Origin of the sequence: Streptomyces barkulensis (assembly GCF_002843305.1) — a bacterium.
Classification (GTDB): domain Bacteria; phylum Actinomycetota; class Actinomycetes; order Streptomycetales; family Streptomycetaceae; genus Streptomyces; species Streptomyces barkulensis.
Map to the genome: position 1 here is coordinate 247,197 of NZ_PGSG01000009.1, position 22,591 is coordinate 269,787.

19 protein-coding genes and 2 tRNA genes are annotated in these 22,591 nt (G+C 73.4%); 5 read left to right on the forward strand and 16 right to left on the reverse strand.

What is annotated here, in order from left to right:
• Positions 1 to 221: 221 nt before the first annotated feature.
• Both CUT83_RS02840 and CUT83_RS02845 read right to left on the reverse strand, forming a co-directional pair.
• Complete coding sequence (locus CUT83_RS02840; protein WP_101254263.1) at positions 222 to 1,100, reverse strand: DegV family protein; 879 nt, start codon at positions 1,098 to 1,100, stop codon at positions 222 to 224.
• Between the two features lie 143 nt (positions 1,101 to 1,243).
• On the reverse strand, positions 1,244 to 2,026 hold the full coding sequence (locus CUT83_RS02845; RefSeq protein WP_240958155.1) for a hypothetical protein: 783 nt from the start codon (positions 2,024 to 2,026) through the stop codon (positions 1,244 to 1,246).
• A gap of 268 nt (positions 2,027 to 2,294) precedes the next feature.
• Between CUT83_RS02845 and CUT83_RS02850 the strand changes: the two genes are divergently transcribed.
• The gene (locus CUT83_RS02850) at positions 2,295 to 3,719 is read left to right on the forward strand and encodes an FAD-binding oxidoreductase (protein ID WP_101254264.1); all 1,425 of its coding nucleotides are present in this window, start codon (positions 2,295 to 2,297) and stop codon (positions 3,717 to 3,719) included.
• Positions 3,720 to 3,763: 44 nt separating this feature from the next.
• Positions 3,764 to 5,041, forward strand: coding sequence for a (Fe-S)-binding protein (locus CUT83_RS02855; RefSeq protein WP_101254265.1), 1,278 nt, complete (start codon positions 3,764 to 3,766; stop codon positions 5,039 to 5,041).
• Positions 5,042 to 5,112: 71 nt separating this feature from the next.
• Here the strand turns inward: CUT83_RS02855 and leuS are convergent, their stop codons facing one another.
• Both leuS and CUT83_RS02865 read right to left on the reverse strand, forming a co-directional pair.
• Complete coding sequence (leuS, locus tag CUT83_RS02860) at positions 5,113 to 7,986, reverse strand: leucine--tRNA ligase (RefSeq protein ID WP_101254266.1); 2,874 nt, start codon at positions 7,984 to 7,986, stop codon at positions 5,113 to 5,115.
• Positions 7,987 to 8,261: 275 nt separating this feature from the next.
• Positions 8,262 to 8,334, reverse strand: a tRNA-Ala gene (locus CUT83_RS02865).
• Between the two features lie 279 nt (positions 8,335 to 8,613).
• Between CUT83_RS02865 and CUT83_RS02870 the strand changes: the two genes are divergently transcribed.
• A complete protein-coding gene (locus CUT83_RS02870; protein ID WP_240958176.1) occupies positions 8,614 to 10,017 on the forward strand; it encodes a glycosyltransferase 87 family protein in 1,404 nt (467 codons plus the stop codon).
• On the opposite strand, the gene CUT83_RS02875 is transcribed toward CUT83_RS02870, so the two are convergent.
• The 7 genes from CUT83_RS02875 to CUT83_RS30240 form a co-directional block, all read right to left on the reverse strand.
• Positions 9,996 to 10,229, reverse strand: a complete 234-nt coding sequence (locus CUT83_RS02875; RefSeq protein ID WP_101254268.1) for a hypothetical protein — start codon at positions 10,227 to 10,229, stop codon at positions 9,996 to 9,998. The two genes, CUT83_RS02870 and CUT83_RS02875, sit on opposite strands and share 22 nt — an antisense overlap.
• Positions 10,230 to 10,507: 278 nt before the next feature.
• Positions 10,508 to 10,580, reverse strand: a tRNA-Ala gene (locus tag CUT83_RS02880).
• A gap of 139 nt (positions 10,581 to 10,719) precedes the next feature.
• A complete protein-coding gene (locus tag CUT83_RS02885; RefSeq protein WP_240958156.1) occupies positions 10,720 to 11,361 on the reverse strand; it encodes a histidine phosphatase family protein in 642 nt (213 codons plus the stop codon).
• 8 nt (positions 11,362 to 11,369) lie between these two features.
• Complete coding sequence (gene rsfS / locus CUT83_RS02890; protein WP_101254270.1) at positions 11,370 to 11,801, reverse strand: ribosome silencing factor; 432 nt, start codon at positions 11,799 to 11,801, stop codon at positions 11,370 to 11,372.
• A gap of 139 nt (positions 11,802 to 11,940) precedes the next feature.
• On the reverse strand, positions 11,941 to 13,854 hold the full coding sequence (locus CUT83_RS02895; protein ID WP_240958157.1) for an LCP family protein: 1,914 nt from the start codon (positions 13,852 to 13,854) through the stop codon (positions 11,941 to 11,943).
• Between the two features lie 13 nt (positions 13,855 to 13,867).
• Positions 13,868 to 14,497 carry a nicotinate-nucleotide adenylyltransferase gene (gene nadD, locus CUT83_RS02900; protein ID WP_093849093.1) on the reverse strand — a complete coding sequence of 210 codons (630 nt, stop codon included), beginning with the start codon at positions 14,495 to 14,497 and terminating at the stop codon, positions 13,868 to 13,870.
• A gap of 55 nt (positions 14,498 to 14,552) precedes the next feature.
• A complete protein-coding gene (locus CUT83_RS30240) occupies positions 14,553 to 14,717 on the reverse strand; it encodes a hypothetical protein (protein WP_165869561.1) in 165 nt (54 codons plus the stop codon).
• Between the two features lie 141 nt (positions 14,718 to 14,858).
• Here CUT83_RS30240 and CUT83_RS02905 point away from each other — a divergent pair, with 141 nt between their 5' ends.
• Positions 14,859 to 15,965: a M48 family metallopeptidase gene (locus tag CUT83_RS02905; RefSeq protein ID WP_101254272.1), complete on the forward strand. Its 1,107-nt coding sequence runs from the start codon at positions 14,859 to 14,861 to the stop codon at positions 15,963 to 15,965.
• Here CUT83_RS02905 and CUT83_RS02910 read toward each other — a convergent pair.
• From CUT83_RS02910 to proB, 5 genes are all read right to left on the reverse strand, one after another.
• Positions 15,943 to 17,022, reverse strand: coding sequence for an SCO2583 family membrane protein (locus CUT83_RS02910; RefSeq protein ID WP_101254273.1), 1,080 nt, complete (start codon positions 17,020 to 17,022; stop codon positions 15,943 to 15,945). The two genes, CUT83_RS02905 and CUT83_RS02910, sit on opposite strands and share 23 nt — an antisense overlap.
• 120 nt (positions 17,023 to 17,142) lie before the next feature.
• On the reverse strand, positions 17,143 to 17,868 hold the full coding sequence (locus tag CUT83_RS02915; protein WP_101254274.1) for an SCO2584 family spore wall biosynthesis protein: 726 nt from the start codon (positions 17,866 to 17,868) through the stop codon (positions 17,143 to 17,145).
• A 108-nt stretch (positions 17,869 to 17,976) separates the two neighbouring features.
• Entirely contained in the window at positions 17,977 to 19,254 is a 1,278-nt protein-coding gene (locus tag CUT83_RS02920; RefSeq protein ID WP_101254275.1) for a glutamate-5-semialdehyde dehydrogenase, read from the reverse strand.
• A 72-nt stretch (positions 19,255 to 19,326) separates the two neighbouring features.
• Positions 19,327 to 19,821, reverse strand: coding sequence for a DUF8830 family protein (locus CUT83_RS02925; protein ID WP_420882457.1), 495 nt, complete (start codon positions 19,819 to 19,821; stop codon positions 19,327 to 19,329).
• Positions 19,822 to 19,992: 171 nt separating this feature from the next.
• Entirely contained in the window at positions 19,993 to 21,111 is a 1,119-nt protein-coding gene (gene proB, locus CUT83_RS02930; RefSeq protein WP_101254276.1) for a glutamate 5-kinase, read from the reverse strand.
• 278 nt (positions 21,112 to 21,389) lie between these two features.
• Between proB and CUT83_RS02935 the strand changes: the two genes are divergently transcribed.
• Positions 21,390 to 22,511, forward strand: coding sequence for an acyltransferase family protein (locus tag CUT83_RS02935; protein WP_240958158.1), 1,122 nt, complete (start codon positions 21,390 to 21,392; stop codon positions 22,509 to 22,511).
• Positions 22,512 to 22,591: the final 80 nt, after the last annotated feature.

The window sequence follows — 22,591 nt, forward strand, 5'->3', positions numbered from 1 at the left end:
GTCCGCGCCGCCCCGCGTACGGGACGGCTCCGCCGGGGCCCCGGTGGCGCCCGGGACCTGCCGCCAGAGGACGCAGCGGCGGACGTCCCGAGGGGCGGGAGGCGCGGGATGCGGAGGTGCGGGATGCGGAGGTGCGCGGTCGGAGGCGTGGTGGGGTGCTCATGCCGCTCGACGGTAGGCGGGAGTGCCCGTCCCGTCCGGTCGCGGCTTTCCTCCGTGGACTACCGGCCGGTTGTGGACAAATCCGTCACCTGTCGGAGTGACACCACGACGCCCAGCAGCCCCGGCCCCGTGTGTGCGCCGATGACCGCCCCCACCTCGCTGACGTGCAGTTCCCCGAGCCCGGGCAGCCGGGTGCGCAGCCGCTGTGCGAGCTGCTCGGCACGTTCCGCGGCCGACAGGTGGTGGACGGCGACGTCCACGCCGGCGCCGCCCGCCCGCTCCGCCACGATCTCCTCCAGTCGGGCGATGGCCCGGGAGGCGGTGCGGACCTTCTCCAGCATGCCGATACGGCCGTCCTCCAGCTCCAGCAGCGGTTTGACCGCCAGGGCCGAGCCCAGCAGGGCCTGGGCCGCGCCGATACGGCCGCCGCGCCGCAGGTACTCCAGGGTGTCCACGTAGAAGAACGCGGAAGTCCCCTCGGCCCGCCTCCGGGCCGCGGCGACCGTCTCGTCCAGCGTGCCGCCCGCCTCGGCGGTCTCGGCGGCGGCCAGGGCGCAGAAGCCCAGCGCCATCGCCACCATGCCGGTGTCCACCACCCGCACCGGTACGGGCGCCTCCCGCGCGGCGGTCACGGCCGCGTCGTAGGTGCCGGAGAGTTCGGCCGACAGATGGAGGGAGACGATGCCCTCCACTCCCGGCTCCCGCGCGATGGAGCGGTACACCTCGGCGAACACCTGCGGGCCGGGGCGGGATGTGGTGACGGACCGCCGTTTGCGCAGGGCCTCGGCCAGCGAGCGGGCGGAGAGCTCGGTGCCCTCCTCCAGCGCCCGGTCGCCCAGCACCACGGTCAGCGGCACCGAGGCGATGCGGTGGTGTTCCAGTGCCGCCTGCGGCAGGTAGGCCGTGGAATCGGTGACGATCGCGACATGGCGGGACATGGGGCGGAGATTACCGGGCCTTTCCTCGCCGCGGTGAAGCGAGCGGTGCGCCGCGGTCCGCGGTACGGCGGCCCGCTGCCCGGTGGTTCACTCAACGGCCTTTCGCGGTGGTGCGGTTCGGGTGGCGGCGCACCGCGCGGGGTTCACGACGCGCTCTGGGGACGGCCCTTGCCGAAGTCCGGCCCGAACTCCTTGGTGAAGTCGGTGCCGAAGTCCGCCGTGCGGCCCTGCGGATCACCCTTCGGGCCCTCGATGCCCGGCGCCTGCGGGGTCCGCACGCCGGGGGCGTCCGCGGCGCCCGGGTCCTGCCGCTCCTCCGGGCTCTGCGCGCCGGGGGCGGCGGTCCCGGACGCGGCGGTCCCGGGGGCGGCCTCGGAGGCGGAAGCCGTCCAGTGCCGCAGCGCACCCGCCTCGATCTCGATCTGATCGCTCAGCGCGGCCAGTCCGTCCTCGTCGTGCCGCCGGGCCCGGTCCTGTGCGGCGAAGCGCAGCGAGTCCGCGGAGGCACGGATGCGGTCGGCGCGCTCTCGCGCGTCCGGGAGCCGGGCGGCGATCCTGGAGCGGTCCGGCTCGCGCTCCATCAGCAGTCGCAGCTCGCCGTCCAGCTGACGGGCGTGCTCGTCGAGCCGGTCGAGCAGGCCGGCCGCCTCGCTCAGCGAGGGGTCGTGCCGGGTCCCGCTCTCCAGTGCGCGGCGCGTGCTGTCCAGGGAACCGCGCAGTTCCAGCCGCACCCGGGCCAGTTCGCCCACCGGACCGGGCTGGGCGCTGCGGGCCTTGAGCGTGGTCTCCTCGACGGTACGGCGCACCTGCTGCCCCGTCCGCTCCACGCCGCGCCTGACCGCCCGCACGGTCTTCACCGTGGCGACCGCGCCGAGGACGACGAAGAGCACGAAGAGGAAGGCCAGCAGACCGATGACGAACTCCACAGCTCCGCTCCTTCGTCGGCCGGTGTGCCGCCGCCCTCCGGAGCCCGGAGGGGGCGGTCGTCCTCCCAGGGTAAACGCGCGGAGCCGGTCCCGGGTTCCGGCGGGCCCGGAGTGCTCCCCTCTTCCGTCCCGCAGGGGCCCGGCGGTCTCCCGGCCGCCTCCCGGAGCGCGGCCCGGCCTCCCCTTCTCCGCCCGCCTTCTCGCCGCCGTCCGCCCGCTGGTCTACCGTCGGTCCACGCCCGTAGTCGGACTGGATGGTGGTGCGCCGATGCACACACACGCGCAGACGGGCCCGGCCGGGGGCCGGGCCGGGGAGCCGCCCGGGGATCTGGCCGGTGACCTGGCCGCCATCGTGGGGCGCGACCACGTCAGGACCGATGACGGTGCGCTGACCGCCTACGCCCGCGACGCCACCCCCCTCTTCCACGCCCGGCCGCGGGCCGTGGTGCTGCCCGGCAGCACCGACGAGGTCGCCGCGGTTCTGCGGTACGCCACCGAGCGGGGCGTGCCGGTCGTACCGCGCGGCGCGGGCTCCAACCTGTGCGCCGCCACCGTGCCCCTGCGCGGCGGCATCGTCATGGTGCTCACCCGGCTCGACCGGATCCTGGAGGTCAGCCCCGCCGAGCTGCTGGCCCGCGTCCAGCCCGGGGTGACCACCGCCGCGCTGGCGGACGCGGCGGCGCGCGAGGGCCTGCTGTACGCCCCCGACCCCGGCAGCCGCACCGTCTCCACCGTCGGCGGCAACGTGGCGACCTGCGCCGGCGGCCTGCGCGGCCTGAAGTACGGCGTCACCCGCAACCATGTGCTCGGCCTGGAGGCCGTCCTGCCCACCGGGGAGGTCATCCGCACCGGCGGCCGGCTGTGGAAGGACGTGGCCGGCTACGACCTCACCCGGCTGCTGACCGGCTCCGAGGGCACCCTCGCGGTGATCACCGAGGCCACCGTGGCCCTGCTGCCGGCTCCCGAGGAGACCGGCACCGGAGTCGCCTACTTCGACTCGCTCGCCGACGCCTCCCGGGCCGTCGCGGCCGTCATCGCCGACGGAATCGTCCCGGCCACACTGGAGTTCCTCGACCGCAAGTGCGTCTCGGCCGTCGAGGAGTTCGCCGGGCTCGGACTGCGGCGGGACGCCGGGGCGCTGCTGATCTTCGGCGACGACGGCTCCAGGCGCACCGTGGCGGGCACCCTCGCCCGTATCGGGGAGGTGTGCGAGGGCTCCGGGGCCCTGGAGGTCACCCTCGCCGAGGACGTCGCCCGCTCCGACGCCCTGCTCGCCGCCCGCCGCTGCTCGCTTCCGGCGCTCTCCCGGCTGGGTTCGCTCACGATCCTGGAGGACGCCACCGTGCCCCGCCACCGGCTCGCCGAGATGGTGGACCGCATCGACGAGATCGCCGACCGCCACGACCTGCGGATCGCCACCTTCGGGCACGCCGGGGACGGCAACCTCCACCCCACCTGCGTACTCGATCCCGACGACGGCGAGGGGGCCGACCGCGCCCACCGGGCGTTCGCCGAGATCTTCGCGGCCGCCATCGCCCTGGACGGCACCATCACCGGCGAGCACGGTGTGGGCGCCGCAAAACTGCCCTACCTGGCCGACCGGATCGGGGACGACCAGATCGCCCTGCTGCGCCGCGTCAAGCGGGCCTTCGACCCGGCGGGCATCCTCAACCCGGGAAAGCTCGGATCCTGACTTCCTCCCCGCCCGACGGCGGGGGCGTCCACGGAGGACCCCCGATGACCGACTCCGCACCCCGTTCCGATCCCGCCTCCTCCTCCGAGCTCCCTGAGCCCGCCTCCTCCCCCGAGCCCCTCGCCAGGCAGGACGAAGGGCTCGGCGTCTTCGACAAGGCGCTGCTCGACCGCTGCATCTCCTGCGGGTTCTGCCTGCCCGCCTGCCCCACCTACGCCCTCACCCGCCAGGAGCCCTCCTCCCCGCGCGGCCGTATCACCCTGATGCGGGCGCTGGAGTCCGGCGACCTCGCCCCGGACGACCCCACCCTGGCCGAGGAGTCGTCGTTCTGCCTGGGCTGCCGGGCCTGTGAGCCGGTCTGTCCGGCGGGCGTGGAGTACGGGCAGCTGCTGGAGCAGTGGCGCGACCACCAGTGGCAGGGGCGCGGCCGGCCCCTGATCGCCCGGCTGCTGATGGCCGCGGTGTCCCGGTCGTGGCTGCTGCGCCTCCAGGGGCTGGTGCGGCGCCACGCCCGGGAGCGCCGTCCGGCGAGCGGGGAGCGGGAGCGGCCGGTGTCGCTGATGCTGGGCTGCGCCGAGCGCGGGCTGTACCCGTCCGTCTCGCGTGCCGTGCGCGAGCTGCGGCCGGAGGTCGCCGTCCCCTCCGGGCAGGGCTGCTGCGGCGCGCTGCACGCCCACAACGGCGACTCCGCCGCCGGCGCCGGGATGGCCCGCGCACTCGGCGAGCGGCTGCCCGGCACCGTCGTGACCACCTCCGGCGGCTGCGCCGCCCATCTCGCCCACCACCTGGGCCGCGACCGCGTCAGGGAGCTGAGCGAGTACCTGGAGGCCACCGGCCACCGGCCCTCGGGCCGGGTCACGGTCGGCGGGCGCCGGGCGCGGGTGGCCCTCCAGGACTCCTGCCACCTGCGCAACGGCCTGGGCGTGACCCGCCCGCCCCGCGAACTCGTCGCCGCGGTGGCCGAGTACGTCGAGCTGCCCGGCGCGGGCGACTGCTGCGGCGCCGCCGGCACGTACGCGATGCTGCGGCCGGACGACAGCCGGGCCGTGCTGGACCCGAAGCTGGAGGCGCTGCGGAAGCTGGACGTGGACTACGTCGTGGCGGTCAACCCCGGGTGTCTGCGCCAACTGCGGCAGGGACTGCGCCGTACGCGCTCCCGTACGAAGGCCGTGCACCTGGCCGAACTGCTCGCCATGGCGGCGCGTTCGGTGCCGGGGGCGGAGCCGGGAACCGGGCCGGGAACCGGGCCGGGAACCGGGCCGGGAACCGGGCCGGGAACCGAGCCCGCCCCGGGAACGGACGCCGGGCCGGCGGCGGGCTGAACGCACACGGCGGCGGGCACCGCGGCCGGTGAGCCGCGGTGCCCGCCGCCGCCTGACGCAGGTACCCCGGGTCAGGCTGGGACGACGTTCACCAGCTTCGGCGCCCGCACGATCACCTTGCGGACGCCCGCCCCGCCCAGCGCGCCGACGATCGCCGGCTCGGCCAGTGCCCGTGCCTCCAGGTCGGCCTCGGAGATGTCCGGGGCGACCTCCAGACGGGCCTTGACCTTGCCCCGTACCTGCACGACGCAGGTCACGGTCTCGTCCACCACGTACCGGGGGTCTGCCACGGGGAAGTCCTCGTGGACGACGCTGGTGTCGTGGCCCAGCCTGCGCCACAGCTCCTCGGCGATGTGCGGGGCCAGCGGCGCGATCAGCAGCACCAGGCTCTCGGCCACCTCGCGCGGCACCTCGCGCAGCCGGGTGACGTGGTTGTTCAGCTCGGTGATCTTCGCGATGGCGGTGTTGAAGCGCAGCCCCTCCATGTCCTGCCGCACCCCGTCGACCGCCTTGTGCAGCGCGCGCAGGGTCCCCTCGTCCGGCCCGGCGTCGACGACCGAGACCTCGCCCGTCGCCTCGTCGACGACGTTGCGCCACAGCCGCTGCAGCAGCCGGTACTGGCCGACGACCGCGCGGGTGTCCCACGGGCGGGAGACGTCCAGCGGACCCATGGCCATCTCGTACAGCCGCAGGGTGTCCGCGCCGTACTCGGCGCAGATCTCGTCCGGAGTGACGGCGTTCTTCAGGGACTTGCCCATCTTGCCCAGCGTCCGGCCGACCTTCTCGCCGTTGTACCAGTAGGCGCCGTCGCGCTCGGTGACCTCGGCGGCGGGCACCGCGATGCCGCGGGAGTCGCGGTAGACGTAGGCCTGGATCATGCCCTGGTTGAACAGCTTGTGGAACGGCTCGGCCGAGGAGACGTGCCCCAGGTCGTGCAGCACCTTGGACCAGAAGCGGGCGTACAGCAGGTGCAGCACGGCGTGTTCGGCGCCGCCGACGTACAGGTCCACGCCGCCGGTGGGCATCCCCTCGCGCGGACCCATCCAGTAGCGCTCGATCTCCGGGTCGACCAGCTTCTCGCTGTTGTGCGGGTCCAGGTAGCGCAGCTCGTACCAGCAGGAGCCGGCCCAGTTGGGCATGGTGTTGGTCTCGCGGCGGAACCTGCGCGGGCCGCGCCCGTCGCCCAGGTCCAGCGTGACGTTCACCCAGTCCTCGTTCCGCGACAGCGGGGTCTCGGGCTCGGTGTCGGCGTCGTCGGGGTCGAAGGTGCGCGGGGAGTAGTCCTCGACCTCGGGCAGTTGCAGCGGCAGCATCGACTCGGGCAGCGCGTGTGCCACGCCGTCCTCGTCGTAGACGATCGGGAACGGCTCGCCCCAGTAGCGCTGGCGGCTGAACAGCCAGTCGCGCAGGCGGTAGTTGACGGTGCCCTCGCCGATGCCGCGCTCGGTCAGCCACTCGGTCGTGCGGGCCTTGGCCTCGGTCACGCCCAGACCGTCCAGCGACACCTCCACACCGGTGGAGTTGACGATCGCCGCGTCGTAGGAGGAGAAGGCGTCGTCCCAGGTGGCCGGGTCGGTGCCGCGGCCGTCGGTCGGCTCGACCACGCAGCGCATGGGCAGTTCGAAGGCGCGGGCGAAGGCGAAGTCGCGGCTGTCGTGCGCGGGGACGGCCATGATCGCGCCGGTGCCGTAGCCCATCAGCACGTAGTCGGCGATGAAGACGGGGATCCGCTCGCCGCCGGCCGGGTTGACGGCGTAGGCGCCGGTGAAGACACCGGTCTTCTCCTTCGCCTCGGCCTGCCGCTCGACGTCCGACTTGGCGGCCGCCCGCTTGCGGTACTCCGAGACCGCCTCGGACGGCGTGGAGTGGCCGCCCGTCCACACCTCGTGGGTGCCCTCGGGCCAGGCGTCGGGGACGATCCGGTCCACCAGTTCGTGCTCGGGCGCCAGCACCATGTACGTGGCCCCGAACAGCGTGTCCTGACGGGTGGTGAAGACGGTGATGCGCTCGCCGGCGCCCTCGACCGGGAACTCGATGCGGGCGCCCTCGCTGCGGCCGATCCAGTTGCGCTGCTGCAGCTTGATCGCCTCGGGCCAGTCCAGCGCGTCCAGGTCGCGCAGCAGCCGCTCGGCGTAGGCGGTGATGCGCATGTTCCACTGGCGCAGCTTGGCCTTGAAGACGGGGTAGTTGCCGCGCTCGGAGCGGCCTTCGGCGGTGACCTCCTCGTTGGCCAGGACGGTGCCCAGGCCGGGGCACCAGTTGACCGGCGCGTCGGAGGCGTACGCCAGGCGGTACCCGCCCAGTACGTCGGCCCGCTCGGCCTCGCTCAGCTCACTCCAGGCCCGGCCGTCCGGCGTGGGACGGGTACCGGCCTCGAACTGCCCGACCAGTTCGGAGATCGGCCGGGCCCGGTCGGCCTCCTCGTCGTACCAGGAGTTGAAGATCTGCAGGAAGATCCACTGGGTCCACTTGTAGTAGTCCGGGTCGATCGTGGCGAAGGACCGGCGCTGGTCGTGGCCCAGGCCCAGTCGCCGCAGCTGGGCCTTCATGTTCTTGATGTTGGCCTCGGTGGACACCCGCGGGTGGGTGCCGGTCTGCACGGCGTACTGCTCGGCGGGCAGGCCGAAGGCGTCGAAGCCCAGGGTGTGCAGCACGTTGTGGCCGGTCATGCGCAGATAGCGCGCGGTGACGTCCGTGGCGATGTAGCCCAGCGGATGCCCGACGTGCAGGCCCGCGCCCGAGGGGTAGGGGAACATGTCCATGACGAAGCGCTTGGGGAGGGCGGCGGTCTCCTGGTCACCGGCCAGATCCCCGGTGGGGTTGGGGGCCTCGTACACGCCGCGCTCGTCCCAGAAGTCCTGCCAGCGCGCCTCGATCTCCGCGGCCAGCGCGGCCGTGTAGCGATGGGGGGCCGCGGTCTCCGCGGCGGCGGTGGTCTCGCTCATCGTCCTCTAAGCTCCATCGGTCGTCGTCTGCCCGCGGGAGGGCTCACGGCCCGTAAACGAAAAGGCCCCTCGCACAGGAGGGGACGCCGCGCTGGTTCCGACCTCACCGGAACCGGGACCGGAGGGTCGGCGCTGGTTCAGCGCGGCCCGCTAAGCAGAAGGCGTACGGCACGCATGCCGTCAGGGTACCGCAAGGCCTTCCCCGCTCCGGCGACCGTCCGGGGCCCGGACGGACGAGAGCGGGCCGCCCTTCCGGACGACCCGCTCTCCCAGTGTGGAGCTAAGGAGAATTGAACTCCTGACCTCTTGCATGCCATGCAAGCGCTCTACCAACTGAGCTATAGCCCCTTGTTGCCTCCGCTGCGGTCCCCCGCGGCGGCGATGCCTACTGTACACGCCCGTGAGCGTCCTTCGCCAAATCCCATAACGGGTAGGTCACGGCCGTCCGGGTACTGTCGTACTCCCACGCCCGTACGCACCCGCCCGCCGCGCCCGGGCAACCGGCCGCGCCCGCGCGCACGTCCATGTACACGGCCGGCCGTGGAAGGTCCCGACCGCCCCGCCCGACCCGACGACCGCCGCCGCCAGGACCGTCACACCCAGGACCCGGAGCCGCCCGTGAGTACGCTGCAGTTGACCGCCGACCGCCGGTTCCCCGCGGCACGGGCGTATCTGCTGAAGCGGTCCACACGGCTCGCCGCCGTGTTCTGCCTGCTCTCCTTCACCGCCTTCCTGGCGGCCCAGAGCGCGGCGAACGTCTCCATGATCGACCTGATGGTCTACCGGGCCGAGGGCTGGACGGCCCGCACCGGCGGCGACCTGTACGCGATGCGCGCCACGCACGCCGAACTGCCCATGACCTACCCGCCGTTCGCCGCGCTGCTGTTCATACCCCTGACCCTGGTCGATGTGCCGGCGATGCGGCTGCTGGCGACCGGGGCGAACCTCGCCCTGCTGGTCTCCCTGGTCCATCTGTCGCTGCGGCTGACCGGACGTCCGCTGAACCTTCCCCGCCCGGCCGCCGCCCTGGCGCTGTCGGCGATCGCCGTCTGGTGCGAGCCGGTGTGGACGACGCTGCGGTACGGCCAGATCAACCTGCTGCTGGCGGTGCTGGTGCTGTGGGATCTGTCCCGGCGCTCCGGCCACCGCTGGGCCGGCGTCGGCATCGGGGTGGCCGCCGGGATCAAACTGACCCCCGCGCTGTTCGCGGTGTTCCTGGCCCTGTGCGGGCTGACCCTGGCCCGGCGGCGAAGGCGGCTCTCCGGCGGCCCGGTGCGGCTGTGGAACGACTGGCTGCGCCGGGCCGCCGTGGCCTCGGGCGCGTTCGCCGGGACGGTCGTGCTGGCGGCGCTGGTGCTGCCGCGGGACTCCCGGAACTTCTGGACCGGGGCGGTCTTCTCCCCCGAGCGCGTCGGCCGGGTCGAGGACACCGCCAACCAGTCGCTGCGCGGCGTCCTGGCGCGGCTGCTGCACACGGCCGAACCCGGCGCCGGCTGGACGGTGCTCGCCGTCGCGGCGGCCGTGGCGGGGCTCGCCGTCGCGGTGGCCGCCGTGCTCGCCGGCCCGCGCCGGCTGCCCTCCGCGCACGCCTGGGCCGCCGTCTGCGTCGCCTGCACCGCGCTGCTGGTCAGCCCCGTCTCCTGGTCGCACCACTGGGTGTGGTGCGTGCCCGCCGTGCTGCTGCTGGGCTCGGAGGCGCTGCGCCGCGGCAGTGCGCCGTGGTGGACGGGTACGACGCTGGTGACGCTGCTGTTCTGCTCCTACGCGCTGTGGTGGGTGCCGCACGGCTCCCCCGTGGAGCGGTTCGAACTGCGGCAGAGTGGTGCGCAGACGGTGCTGTCCGCGGTCTATCCGGCGGCCGGCGCGGTGCTGCTCGCCCTCGCCGCCGTCCTGGCGGCACGCGCGCTGCGGCGGCCCGCGCCGTACCCGGGGCCGCCGGGATTCTCCGGCGCCCTCCCCGCGCCCAGGGCCCGTACGGCCTCACGAGCCCGTGCGCGGGCGGGCGACGGTCAGGCCGCCACGAAGGAGTAGAAGCGCTTGAGGGTGCAGTGCTCCTCCAGGAGCCGGCCGTAGATCGGCTCGCCCTCCAGCTCGCGGTAGGTCTCGATCGGGTCGCCCTTGATGATCAGCGCCCGCGCGCACTCGGCGCACCAGTACTGGTACGCCGTGTTGACCGGTTCCATGTCGCGGACGATCGGGGTCCCGCTGCCGCACCAGTCGCACTTCCTGCTGTGTGCACCCATCTCCGTCAGTCAACTCCAGCCGTGACCGCAGGCGTGCGCACGTGGGGAACCCCTCCGCTGTCTCTGCCGTCCTCGATGTCTCCGAACGCCCCGGCGGGCTCCCGCTGCGCGCAGCGGCCCGTCCGGCGCTCCGATTCTGCCATGTTCCGTCCGCGGGCAGGAGGGCGCGAACGCGTGCGACGAGGTTCCGCTTCCCCCTCACCGCACCGCTCCGGGACGCCCCCGCCGGAAAGGCGAAGATCCCGCCCCCCGGTGGGGGACGGGATCTCTCGCTCGTGTGGAGCTAAGGAGAATCGAACTCCTGACCTCTTGCATGCCATGCAAGCGCTCTACCAACTGAGCTATAGCCCCAACGCTCCGGCTCCGCCGCTTTCACCGCGGTGCCGTGAACGGGAAGAAGCTTAACCGGTGGCCTGCCCGAATGCGAAATCCGCCGCCGGTCCGCCGCCGGTCCGCCGCCGGCCCATCCCGGGCCGGCCTCCGGAGCGTGTCAGACGTCGTCGCCGAGGACCGGCTGGGGAAGCGTTCCGGCGTTGTGCTCCAGCAGCCGCCAGCCGCGCGCCCCCTCGCCCAGGACCGACCAGCAGCAGTTGGTCAGCCCGCCCAGCGACTCCCACGAGCCCGGTTCCAGGCCCAGCAGACGGCCGATGGTGGTGCGGATCGTGCCGCCGTGGCTGACCACGACCAGAACCCCGCCGTCGGGCAGCTTGTCGGCGTTGCGCTCGACCACCGGCGCCGCGCGGTCGGCCACCTCGGTCTCCAGCTCGCCGCCGCCGCGCCGCACGGGCTCGCCGCGCTTCCAGGCGGCGTACTCCTCGCCGTGGCGCTCGACGATCTCCTCGTGCGTCAGCCCCTGCCACACGCCCGCGTACGTCTCGCGCAGGCTCTCGTAGCGGGTGACCTCCAGGCCGGTGACCGAGGCCAGCTCGGCGGCGGTGTCCACGGCCCTCTTCAGGTCGGAGGCGATGATCGCGTCCGGCCTGAGCGCCGCGAGCAGCCTCGCGGCACGGCGGGCCTGCTCCAGGCCCGCCTCGGTCAGCTCGATGTCCGTGGTGCCCTGGAAGCGTCGTTCGAGGTTCCACGCGGTCTGCCCGTGCCGCCACAGCACGATGCGGCGGCCGCGTCCCGCCACGCGTCCGTTCAGCTCAGCTCACCGCCCTCGCCCGCGGCGGCCTCGCCCTCGCCCTCGCCCTTGCCCCGGGTGGCCTTGGCCTCCTCGGGCAGGTCGATCTCCGGGCAGTCCTTCCACAGGCGCTCCAGCGCGTAGAAGACCCGCTCCTCGCTGTGCTGGACGTGCACGACGATGTCGACGAAGTCCAGCAGGACCCAGCGGCCGTCGCGCTCGCCCTCGCGGCGCACCGGCTTGACGCCCTTCTCCTTCTGCAGCCGTTCCTCGATCTCGTCGACGATCGACTTGACCTGGCGGTCGTTGGGCGCGGAGGCCAGCAGGAAGGCGTCGGTGATGGAGAGCACATCACTGACGTCGTACGCGACGACGTCGTGGGCGAGCTTGTCGGCGGCAGCCTGGGCTGCTGCGTTGATCAGCTCGATGGAGCGGTCCGTGGCGGTCACAGGCAACGCTTTCGGTCGGTGGTCTACAACCCCTCCAGGGTCTCACGACCCGCCGCGGACCGGCTCCGTCGGGCCCGGCGGAGGCTCCCCCGCCGGACCACCGGGCTCCCCCGCCGGCCCGCCGCGCCCGCCCGCGGTCTCACGACCCCCCGGGCTCGTAGTCCCGGCCGAGCACCACCGTGATGTCGGCGTTCGCCGCGCCCTTGCCCTCGGTCACGGCCTTCCCGGACAGACCGAGCGTTCTGGCGACCTCCTCGGCCCTGGCTCTGTCCCCGGCATCGGAGTAGGTCACGCGGGTGGTGGCCCGCGCGGAGTCCGCGCTGCCTCCGCCGACCACCGTGTAGCCGCCGTTGACCAGCGCCACCCGGGCGTTGTTCGCCGCCTTCTCGTCACCGGTGGCGTCCTTCAGGCTCACCCGCGGCGTGGCGTCGGGGTCGGTGTTCTTCACCGTGCCGCCGAGCACGTCCTTCACCAGGCCCTCGCTGGTGGCGTCGCTGAGCGTGCCGTCCGCCTCCACCGGCAGCAGTTCGGTGCCGTAGGCGTCCTTCCTGGCGTATCCGGCCAGCGAGGCGAGGCTGGCTCCGAGCTGTCCGTCGGTCAGTGAGGGGTCGAGGATCTGGGTCAGTGCCCGGACCGTGCCGGTGGCGGTCTTCGGATCGTCGGACATCTTCTCCAGCGTGGCCCGCAGGACCTGCCCGAACCGGGCGAGCTGCTTCGTCTGCGGTTCGCCCTCGGCCCGGTGCGTGGCGTAGGCGACGGCGGCCCTTCCGTCCAGGTCGCGCCCCTTGCCCCGCCGCACCGGCGGATCGTCCCCCTTCTTCGCGCCGGGCACGGTGGCGTCGGCGTCCAGGGAGATGCCGCCGACCAGGTCGACCCAGTTCTCCAGGTAGGGGGTGTCCAGTCGCCAGGTTCCCTTGATGTCGGTGCCCAGCAGCAGGCCCAGCGCGTCGCGGGTGGCCGCCGCGCCCTCGGCCTCGAAGGACTTGCCCAGCGTCGTCCCCTCCCCCGCGCCGCCGGAGGCGACGACCAGGGAGTTGGGCAGCAGGACGGTGGTGCCCCTGCCCGCGGTCTCGTTGTTGACCAGCAGCGCGGTGGACATCTCCCCGTCGTCGATGTCGCGCAGGTGGACGACGATCACCTTGCGCTTCTGGGCGCCCGAGGCAGCCTCGCCGGCCCCGCCGTCCCCGGAGGTGCCGGGCAGCATGCCCGCCCACCACAGCCAGCCGACGCCGCCGGTCAGCACCACGGCGAGCGCGACGACCAGGGCCACCGTGCGGTTGCGGCCCCGGCGTTTGGCCTCCTCTCGCCGCTCGGTGCGGCTCTCGGAGAACTTCAGCCAGTCGATGACGTCCTCGGACTCCTCGTCCTGCTCCTCGACGAAGGAGAACTCCTCGGTGCGGTACTCGTCGGCATCGGCGCCGGTGGGGGCGGTGGTGCCGCGACCCGCGCCGGGCCCGGGCTCCGGCGCGTCGCCGGCCCCGGCCGGCTCGGCGTGCCCGGCGGACCGCTCCTCGTACCAGGGCTCCTGGGCCTGCTGCGGGATCCACGTCCGCGTCACCGGCTCCTGGCGCCCGGTGGCGGAGGTGTCCCGGTCGCCGTACCGGCCGTCCTGCCCGTCGTACCCGCCGCCTTGGGGGCCGGGAGCGTAGGGGTCCCGGGTGTAGGAGCCCTGGGTGTAGGGGCTCTGGGCGTAGGGGTCCTGGGCGTAGGGGTCCTGGGCGTAGGGGTCCTGGGCGTACGCGTCCGGCGCGTATTCGGTCCGGGCTCCCCCGGCGTGGGGATCGGCGGGGTAGGAGCCGGGGGCGTACGTGCCCGGGTCGTAGGACCCCGTGCCGTACGCGCCGGTGCCGTACTGGTCGTACGCGGGCCGCTGCCCCGTCTGATGGGTCTGTCCGTACGCGGAGCCGTACGAGGGGTCGTACGAGGCGTCCCCGTGCGGCGCCCCGGGGCCCTGCTCGTCGTAGACCGGCCGCCCGTACTCGTCGTAACCGTAGACGTGGCCGCTCGCCTGCGACGGGTCCCCCGGCCCGTACGGGTCCTGTCGGTCGTTCACGACTGCCGCCCCTCTAGCCCTTCGGCGCCCGGCCGTCCCGGTACAGCCTGCGTTTGTTGATGTAGCGCACCACACCGTCCGGCACCAGATACCAGACGGGGTCCCCCTGCGCCACACGTGCGCGGCAGTCCGTCGAGGAGATGGCCAGCGCCGGGACCTCGATCAGGGACACCCCGCCGGCCGGCAGGCCCGGGTCGGCCAGGGCGTGTCCCGGGCGGGTGACCCCGATGAAGTGGGCGAGTGAGAACAGTTCGTCGACGTCGCGCCAGGTCAGGATCTGGGCGAGCGCGTCGGCGCCGGTGATGAAGAACAGGTCGGCGTCGGCGTGCAGCGCCCTGAGGTCCCGCAGGGTGTCGATGGTGTACGTCCGGCCGCCGCGGTCGATGTCGATGCGGCTGACCGAGAACTGCGGATTGGAGGCCGTGGCGATGACCGTCATCAGATAGCGGTCCTCGGCCGGCGACACAGCCCTGTGGCTCTTCTGCCACGGCTGCCCCGTCGGCACGAAGACCACCTCGTCCAGGCGGAACCTGGCCGCCACCTCGCTCGCCGCGACCAGGTGCCCGTGGTGGATGGGGTCGAACGTGCCGCCCATCACGCCCAGCCGCCGTTTGCCGGCGCCGGACACTATGTGCTCTCCCATGCGTGCCGACCTTAGCCGTCCGGCGCCGATCGCGCCGCCGTCCGGGCCCGGTGCCTCAGCGGTCCCGGTTGAAGCGGGTGGTGATCCACAGCAGCAGGAGCAGCACCGCCAGAGCGCCCAGACCGGTGGCGAACGGGTTGGCGGACGCGCCGCCGTGCTCGCCGTTCTCGGCACCGGAGGCCAGGAGGGTCAGGGTGTGCACGGTGTCGGGGAGGGTCATCGTCGGCAGACCTATCGGGTAGGGGCGGAAACTTGAGCCACATCGTAAGCGGGGCGGGGTGCTGTGGCGTGGGGCACCCACCGCCTAGGGTGGGGTCCGACACGGGGGACGGGCCCACACCAGACCCGCAGGGGGCGGACCATGACAGACGGCAACGGCACCACCGAGCACCTTCCCGGCCGCGACAGACGGCGTTTCCCGGGGATCTCCTCGCGGGCGTACGAGCATCCCGCGGACCGCTCCGCGCTGGTGGCCCTGCGCAAGCTGAGCGGGTTCGACACGGTCTTCAAGACGCTGAGCGGGCTGCTGCCCGAGCGCAGCCTGCGTCTGCTGTTCCTGTCGGACTCGGTCCGGGTGGACGACGCGCAGTTCACCCACCTGTACGCCATGCTGCGCGACGCCTGCTACATCCTGGACCTGGAGAAGGTCCCGGCGATGTACGTCACGCAGGACCCGAAGCCCAACGCCATGTGCATCGGCCTGGACGAGCCGGTCATCGTGGTGACCACCGGGCTGGTCGAACTGCTGGACGAGGAGGAGATGCGGGCGGTGATCGGCCACGAGGTCGGCCACGCCCTGTCCGGGCACGCGGTGTACCGGACGATCCTGCTGTTCCTGACCGGCCTGGCCGTCAAGGTGGCGTGGATCCCGCTGGGCAATGTGGCGATCATGGCGCTCGTGACGGCGCTGCGCGAGTGGTTCCGCAAGTCGGAGCTGTCGGCGGACCGGGCCGGACTGCTGGTCGGCCAGGACCTCCAGGCGTCGATGCGCGGTCTGATGAAGATCGCCGGCGGCAACCATCTGCATGAGATGAACGTCGACGCCTTCCTGAAGCAGGCCGACGAGTACGAGTCCTCCGGCGATCTGCGCGACTCGGTGCTGAAGATCCTCAACGTGCTGCCGCGCAGCCACCCCTTCACCACCGTGCGCGCCGCGGAGCTGCGCAAGTGGGCCGCGAGCCGCGACCACCAGCGGATCATGGAAGGCCACTACGACCGGCGCGAGGACGACAAGGACACCTCGGTCTACGAGTCGTTCCGGCAGTCCGCGAGCCACTACTCCGACACCGTGCGCACCAGCAAGGATCCGCTCATGGGCCTGCTGCGGGACCTGGGCGACGGCGCCGGGGACCTGGGCGGGAAGCTGCGCGACCGCTTCGCCGGGCGCGGCGCGGGCGGAGCCGGCGGAGCGGGCGGCGGCGCGGACCGCAGGGGCGACCAGGGCGCTACGGGCGCGGCAGGGAGCTAGGGTCCAGCGTCCCGCACACCGGGCTGTCGCCGCCGCCGCGCACGTACGGGTCGGTGCCGGCCGGGTGGTCGCCGCCGGCGCTCTGCCCGGCCGTCAGCGGGCGCAGGGCGTCGTGGGCCCGGGCCGCGCAGGACATCGGCCCGGCCCGCACCTCGCTGCGCTCCACCGTCAGATGCTGGTCGCGCAGGTCCTCGCGGTCGAAGCGCAGCCGCAGTTCGCGCCGGACCGTGAACAGCGAGGCGGCCTCCCCGTCCGGCCGGGCGCCGCTCGCCCCGGCGGGGCGGACGGCGTAGACGAAGACATGGTCGGTGACGATCTCCAGCGCGTCGGCCTCCGTCTCACGGATCTCCATCGTGCCGCGCACGCGCACCCCCTCACCGGCGAACTGCGTGTGCCCGGGGGCGAAGCGCACCAGCCAGCCGGTCGCCGCGTGGTGACCGTCGGCCGCGGGCCGCTCGATGCTGCGGTCGAACTGCGCGTGCTGGTCCGGGTCGATCAGTATCCGCACCGGCCGCGTGGTCTCACCGCTCAGCACCTCGGGGTTGAGGGAGCTCTCGACCACGTACTCCTTGGCGACGGCCAGCGCGGCGAGCACCTGGGTGTCGGCGAAGTGGGCGGTGGAGCGGACCGGGGGCAGCGTCACTCCGGCGGCCCCGGTGTAGAACTCCGCCGCCGGGCTGCGTTCGAGCAGTCGTGCCGGCCGCCCGCCGGGCACCCTGCTCTCCCCGTCCGGCGAGAGCGGGACGACCGTGCTGCTCATCACCCGCGGCCCCGGCCGGTCCACGGGCTGCTGCTGGACGCGGACCCCCGCGTAGACCACGGCACCGAAGGCGAACACGATCAGCACCGCCAGGACCAGGCCCCGCCACGGCTTCCCGCGCAGCGGCCGGGGCGGGAGGGGCCGGACGGGGTGCTCGCAGTCGGCCAGCCGCTCCCGCGCGGAGAACTCCTGGAGGCGGGCAGCACGGACGAACGACTCGTCGAAGACGGTGGAGCGGTACTCGTCGTCGCCGCCTCCGGAGAAGCCCCGGGGCGGTGGATCTCCAGGCCCGGCCATATCCCCAGAGTAGATCCGGCGAAGGCCGCCAAACCGGTCCGATGCCCCTGATGGCGGGAAAAGTCGGACAGAGTCCGCCGGGCGGCCTACCCGCCGGGCGGCCGGACCGGCGGGCGCGCGCTACGCCCGGCCGTCGAGCGAGGACGTGCTGTAGTGGCCGGACAGGGAGGGCAGCGCGCCGGACCGGCCGGCCGGCGGCGGGGCGTCGACCCCGCTGGTCGCCGGCGGGGGTTCCGGCGGGGTCTGCTGCCGCTGGCCGGAGGCCCCCCGTTGGACGGCGGCGAAGGCCATCGCGACGATGCCGACGCCCATCACCACGGCGAGCACCCAGGCGACCGGCCGCTGCCAGCGGACGTGGCCGCGGTAGGGGCGCGGGGGGTGTCCGTGGAGACCGCCCCGGCCCTCGGCCTCATCGGTGTAGGCGGCGTACCCGGCGTCCTCCGGGTACTCGGTGTCCTCCACGTACTCCAGATGGTCGAGGCGGTCGGCGAACTCCAGCCGGCCGTAGCGGTACCGGCCGTGGTGGTCGTCGCCGTCGTCCGCCCCTCCGTCGCGGCCGCCGGCGTCCTCCGCCCCCGCGTCACGGTCGTGGTCGGCGCCCTCGGGATCGTCCCGCCACGGTCCGTAGCCGTACTGGTCGTCGTGCGCGAGGGCCGCCTCGGTCTCGGAGGGGGACTGGGCGGCGGCCAGCGTGCGCTCGGCGGCGGTGGGCTCGTGGATCAGGGCGGCACGGACGAAGGACTCGTCGAACACCACGGAGGCGAACACGTCGTCCGCCGCCGCGCGGTCGCGGTCGTCGGGCTCCTCGCCGCTCTGGTGCGGCTGGCCCCCCACATCCTCCGGCACGGAACCAGCGTAGACCGGCCGGAGGACTTTGGGCAGGGAGAACGGTGATTCGTCTGCTTCGCGCGCTCCCCGCGCTCCCCGTGGAAACGTGCCGGGGAGGCGGCGGGCTCAGTCGCGCACGTGCCCCTCGCCCGTGACCACGTACTTCGTCGAGGTCAGCTCCGGCAGGCCCATGGGGCCGCGGGCGTGCAGCTTCTGCGTGGAGATGCCGATCTCGGCGCCGAAGCCGAACTGGCCGCCGTCGGTGAAGCGGGTGGAGGCGTTGACCATGACCGCGGTGGAGTCCACCAGCGACACGAAGCGGCGGGCCGCCGAGGTGTCGGAGGTGACGATCGCCTCGGTGTGGCCGGAGGACCAGCGGCGGATGTGCTCCACCGCGGCGTCCAGGGAGGGCACCACGGCGGCGGCGATGTCGTAGGAGAGGTACTCGGTGGCCCAGTCCTCCTCCGTGGCGGGCACCACGTCCACGCCGCCTGCCTCGCCCGCCTTCGCCCAGGCCCCGTCGCCGTGGACGGTCACCCCGGCCTTCTCCAGCGCGGCCAGGGCGCGCGGCAGGAAGGCGTCGGCGATGCCGGAGTGCACCAGCACGGTCTCGGCGGCGTTGCAGACGCTGGGGCGCTGCGCCTTGGAGTTGACCAGGATCTCCACGGCCATGTCGAGGTCGGCGTGCTCGTCGACGTAGACGTGGCAGTTGCCGGTACCGGTCTCGATGACCGGGACGGTGGACTCCTCCACGACCGTCTTGATCAGGGAGGCGCCGCCGCGCGGGATCAGCACGTCCACCAGGCCGCGGGCGCGCATCAGCTCCTTGACGCTGTCGCGGCTCTCGCCGGGCACGAGCTGGACGGCGTCGGCCGGGAGCCCGGCGGAGGCCACGGCGTCGCGCAACACGGTGACCAGGGCGGTGTTGGAGGAGTACGCGGAGGACGAGCCGCGCAGCAGCACCGCGTTGCCGGCCTTCAGGCAGAGCACGGCCGCGTCCACGGTGACGTTGGGCCGGGCCTCGTAGATGATGCCGACCACGCCGAGCGGCACCCGCACCTGGCGCAGCTCCAGGCCGCCCGGGAGCGTGGAACCGCGCACCACCTCGCCCACCGGATCGGGCAGGGCCACCACATCGCGCACGTCGGAGGCGATGGCGGCGATCCGCTCGGGGGTGAGGGTGAGCCGGTCGACGATGGAGTCGGCCGTACCGGCGGCGCGGGCCCTGTCCACGTCGGCGGCGTTGGCCTCGACGATCTCCCCGGTGCGGGCCACCAGGGCGTCGGCGATCGCGAGCAGCGCGCCGTCACGCGCGGTGCGCGGCAGCGGGGCGAGCGCGGCGGCCGCCTCCTTGGCGCGGCGGGCGGTGTCGGTCACGGGCGAGGTCTGCGATGCGCTGCTCATGCTCCCAGCGTAGCCAGGGCGGACGGCGTCCATCCGGAGGTCCGCAGTGCGAGACGGGTGGTGTGCCCGGGGTCAGAACGGGTGGACGCCCGCCGGTACGGCGGGGTGCGGACCGTAGCCCTCCGCCACCCGCTGGTGGTACGTCTCCCGGCCGATGACCTCCAGCCCGACGATCTCCCACGGCGGCAGCTTCGCCGACGCCCGGTGCTCACCCCACAGCCGCAGCGCCACGGCCGCGGCGTCGTGGAGGTCGCGGGCCTCCTCCCAGTAGCGGATCTCGGCGTGGTCGTTGGCGTACCGGCCGGCCAGCAGGAAGGGGTGGTCGTGGGCGAGCCGTTCCAGTGCCCGTCTGACGTCCCGCAACGGCGCCTCGGCCCCGGAGACGCTGAGGGTGACGTGCCACAGGCGCGAGGCGCCCTCGCAGCGGCCCTCCTCCCCGCCGCGGCGGGCACCCGGCTGCGCCGGGCCCCGCAGGGGGCTCCCCGCCCCGTCGCCTCGCTGGGGGAACCCCAAGTCGACGCTGGTCAGTCGTCTCACCGGCGGCCTCCCGTGTGGTGCCGAACTCATATGACTGCGCTTGTGCGACTGTGCTGGTGCGGCCGTGCCCCGGAACACCGTCCCGGCACGGCCTCCCACAGAAGTGGACCAGTACTCGAGCCGCCGTGTGGCGGTTTTCGGGAAGCTGTCCGTTGAAAGGCTGACCCGAAGGCTCCGTCAAAAGTGCCGTCGAAGGTGCCGTCAGTGGCGCAGCAGGACCAGATCGTCGCGGTGGACGACCTCCCTCTCGTACGCGGGTCCGAGCTCGCGGGCCAGGTCACGGGTGGAGCGGCCGATCAGCCGGGGGATCTCGCGCGCGTCGAAGTTGACCAGCCCACGGGCGACGGCCCGCCCGGCGGCGTCCCGCAGCTCGACCGGGTCGCCCGCGGAGAACTCGCCCTCCACCCCGGCCAGCCCGGCGGGCAGCAGCGAGGTGCGCCGCTCCACCACGGCCTGTACCGCGCCGTCGTCCAGCACCAGCGCGCCGCGCGGGGCGGAGGCGTGGGCCAGCCACAGCAGTCGGCCGGCGGAGCGGCGGCCGGTGCGGTGGAAGTAGGTGCCCACGGGCCGCCCGGCGAGGGCGTCGGCGGCGCGGGTGGCGGAGGTGAGCACCACGGGGACGCCGGCCCCGGCGGCGATCCGGGCCGCCTCGACCTTGGTGACCATGCCCCCGGTGCCGACCCCGGCCTTCCCGGCGCTGCCGATCTCCACCCCGTCCAGGTCGTGCGGGCCTCGCACCTCCTCGATGAGGGAGGTGCCGGGGGTGGCCGGGTTGCCGTCGTAGAGGCCGTCGACGTCGGAGAGCAGGACCAGCAGCTCGGCGCGGACGAGGTGGGCGACCAGCGCGGCCAGCCGGTCGTTGTCGCCGAAGCGGATCTCGTCGGTGGCGACGGTGTCGTTCTCGTTGACGATCGGCACCGTGCCCATGGCCAGGAGCTGGTCGAGGGTGCGGTAGGCGTTGCGGTAGTGCGCGCGGCGGCTGGTGTCGTCCGAGGTCAGCAGCACCTGGCCCACGCGCCGGCCGTAGCGGGCGAAGGAGGCGGTGTAGCGGGCCACCAGCAGGCCCTGGCCGACGCTGGCGGCGGCCTGCTGGCGGGCGAGGTCGCGGGGCCGTTTGTCCAGTCCCAGCGGTGCCAGTCCGGCGGCGATGGCGCCGGAGGAGACCAGCACGATCTCCTTGCTGTCCTCGTCCTCCGGGGCGCCGAGGTGTCTGGCCACCACGTCCACCAGCGCGTCCACCCGGTCGGCGTCCAGCCCGCCGGCGGCCGTGGTCAGCGAGGACGACCCGATCTTCACCACGATCCTGCGGGCGCCTTGCACATCCCGCCGAAGGCCCTGCTCTGCCGCTGCCACCTGCGCCGTCCCCTGGGTGTGATCTCTCGTCCGGTCGCTGTGCAATCTACGCGAGCCCCACCCCGCCCCGCCCGCCCGTTCCGGCGGGGATCATGGCGAACACTCTCCGAAGGCCGGGGCGGCCTGCGACCGTGTGGTGAAGAACTCCGGGACGTTTGCGCTTCGCGGTGAGTCGTCACAGACTGATCGGCATTATCGTCATACCGCCCCTTGGTTGTATCCAGCACTTGGGAGAAAGGATTCGCGTGAGCCAGGTCTCTCCCGTCGCCCCCGTCGCCCCGGACGCCACGACCCGGACGGAAACGGAAGGGGCCCGCCCCCGGGAACGCGACGCCTTCTTCGACAACGCGAAGTTCCTGGCCATCGTGCTGGTCGTCGTCGGGCACTCGTGGGAGGCCCTGCGCGACGAGAGCCGGGTCATGGCGGCGGGCTACCTGCTGCTGTACGCGTTCCACATGCCCGCCTTCACCATCATCTCGGGCTACTTCTCCAGGAGCTTCGCGTTCCGGCCGCGCCAGATCCAGCGGCTGTTCAGCGGGGTGGTCGTGCCGTACATCGTCTTCGAGACCGCGCTCAACCTGTTCCGCGCCTGGAACACCGGCGAGGAACTGAAGATCACACTGCTCTACCCCTGGTACCTCACATGGTTCCTGATGGCGCTGTTCATCTGGCGGCTGACCACTCCCCTGTGGCGTCAGATGCGGCACCCGTTCACGGTCTCGGTGATCGTCTCCGCGGCCGCCACGGCCTCACCGGGCATCGGCGGCGATCTCTCCCTCCAGCGGGTGCTTCAGTACCTGCCGTTCTTCGTGCTGGGCCTGCGTCTGGAGCAGCGCCACTTCGAGACGCTGCGGGACCGGCGACTGCGGTCGCTCGCCCCCGCCGTCCTCGCCCTGGGGGCCCTGGCGGCCTACTGGGCCGTGCCCCGGATGAACCCGGACTGGTTCTACCACCGCTACGCGGCCCAGGAGCTCGGCGCTCCCGGCTGGGTCGGCGTACTGATGGCGCTGGGGATGCTCGGCTGCTCCCTGTTGCTGAGCGCCGCCTTCCTGAGCCTGACGCCTTCGCGCCGCACCTGGTTCACGGCGCTCGGCACCGGAACGCTGTACGCGTACCTGCTGCACGGCTTCCTGGCCAAGGGGGCGCACTACTGGGACTGGTACGAGGGCGACTTCGCGAACAGCCCGGCGGGCATCCTCCTCATCACCGCCGTCGCGACCACGGTGGCCGTGGCGCTGACCACGCCGCCGGTGGTCAAGGCCTTCCGCTGGGTCATGGAACCGCGACTGGACTGGTTCCTCACCCCGGCGTCCCCGCAGAAGACGAAGACGGGGAACACGCCGCGCGGCGCCGCTCCCGGCTCCTGACCCGGCCCCACAAAACGGAACTTTCCGCCTGTTTCGGGCGCAGGCCTGTCCCGCGCCCGCCCTCACCGCGGCAGTGAACC

Coding starts and splice junctions, on each gene's coding strand:
- CUT83_RS02840 (WP_101254263.1), bottom strand. CDS start 1,100: ATGTCCCGCCATGTCGCGATCGTCACCGATTCCACGGCCTACCTGCCG.
- CUT83_RS02850 (WP_101254264.1), top strand. CDS start 2,295: ATGCACACACACGCGCAGACGGGCCCGGCCGGGGGCCGGGCCGGGGAG.
- CUT83_RS02855 (WP_101254265.1), top strand. CDS start 3,764: ATGACCGACTCCGCACCCCGTTCCGATCCCGCCTCCTCCTCCGAGCTC.
- leuS (WP_101254266.1), bottom strand. CDS start 7,986: ATGAGCGAGACCACCGCCGCCGCGGAGACCGCGGCCCCCCATCGCTAC.
- CUT83_RS02875 (WP_101254268.1), bottom strand. CDS start 10,229: ATGGGTGCACACAGCAGGAAGTGCGACTGGTGCGGCAGCGGGACCCCG.
- nadD (WP_093849093.1), bottom strand. CDS start 14,497: ATGGGAGAGCACATAGTGTCCGGCGCCGGCAAACGGCGGCTGGGCGTG.
- CUT83_RS30240 (WP_165869561.1), bottom strand. CDS start 14,717: ATGACCCTCCCCGACACCGTGCACACCCTGACCCTCCTGGCCTCCGGT.
- CUT83_RS02905 (WP_101254272.1), top strand. CDS start 14,859: ATGACAGACGGCAACGGCACCACCGAGCACCTTCCCGGCCGCGACAGA.
- CUT83_RS02910 (WP_101254273.1), bottom strand. CDS start 17,022: ATGGCCGGGCCTGGAGATCCACCGCCCCGGGGCTTCTCCGGAGGCGGC.
- CUT83_RS02920 (WP_101254275.1), bottom strand. CDS start 19,254: ATGAGCAGCGCATCGCAGACCTCGCCCGTGACCGACACCGCCCGCCGC.
- CUT83_RS02925 (WP_420882457.1), bottom strand. CDS start 19,821: ATGAGTTCGGCACCACACGGGAGGCCGCCGGTGAGACGACTGACCAGC.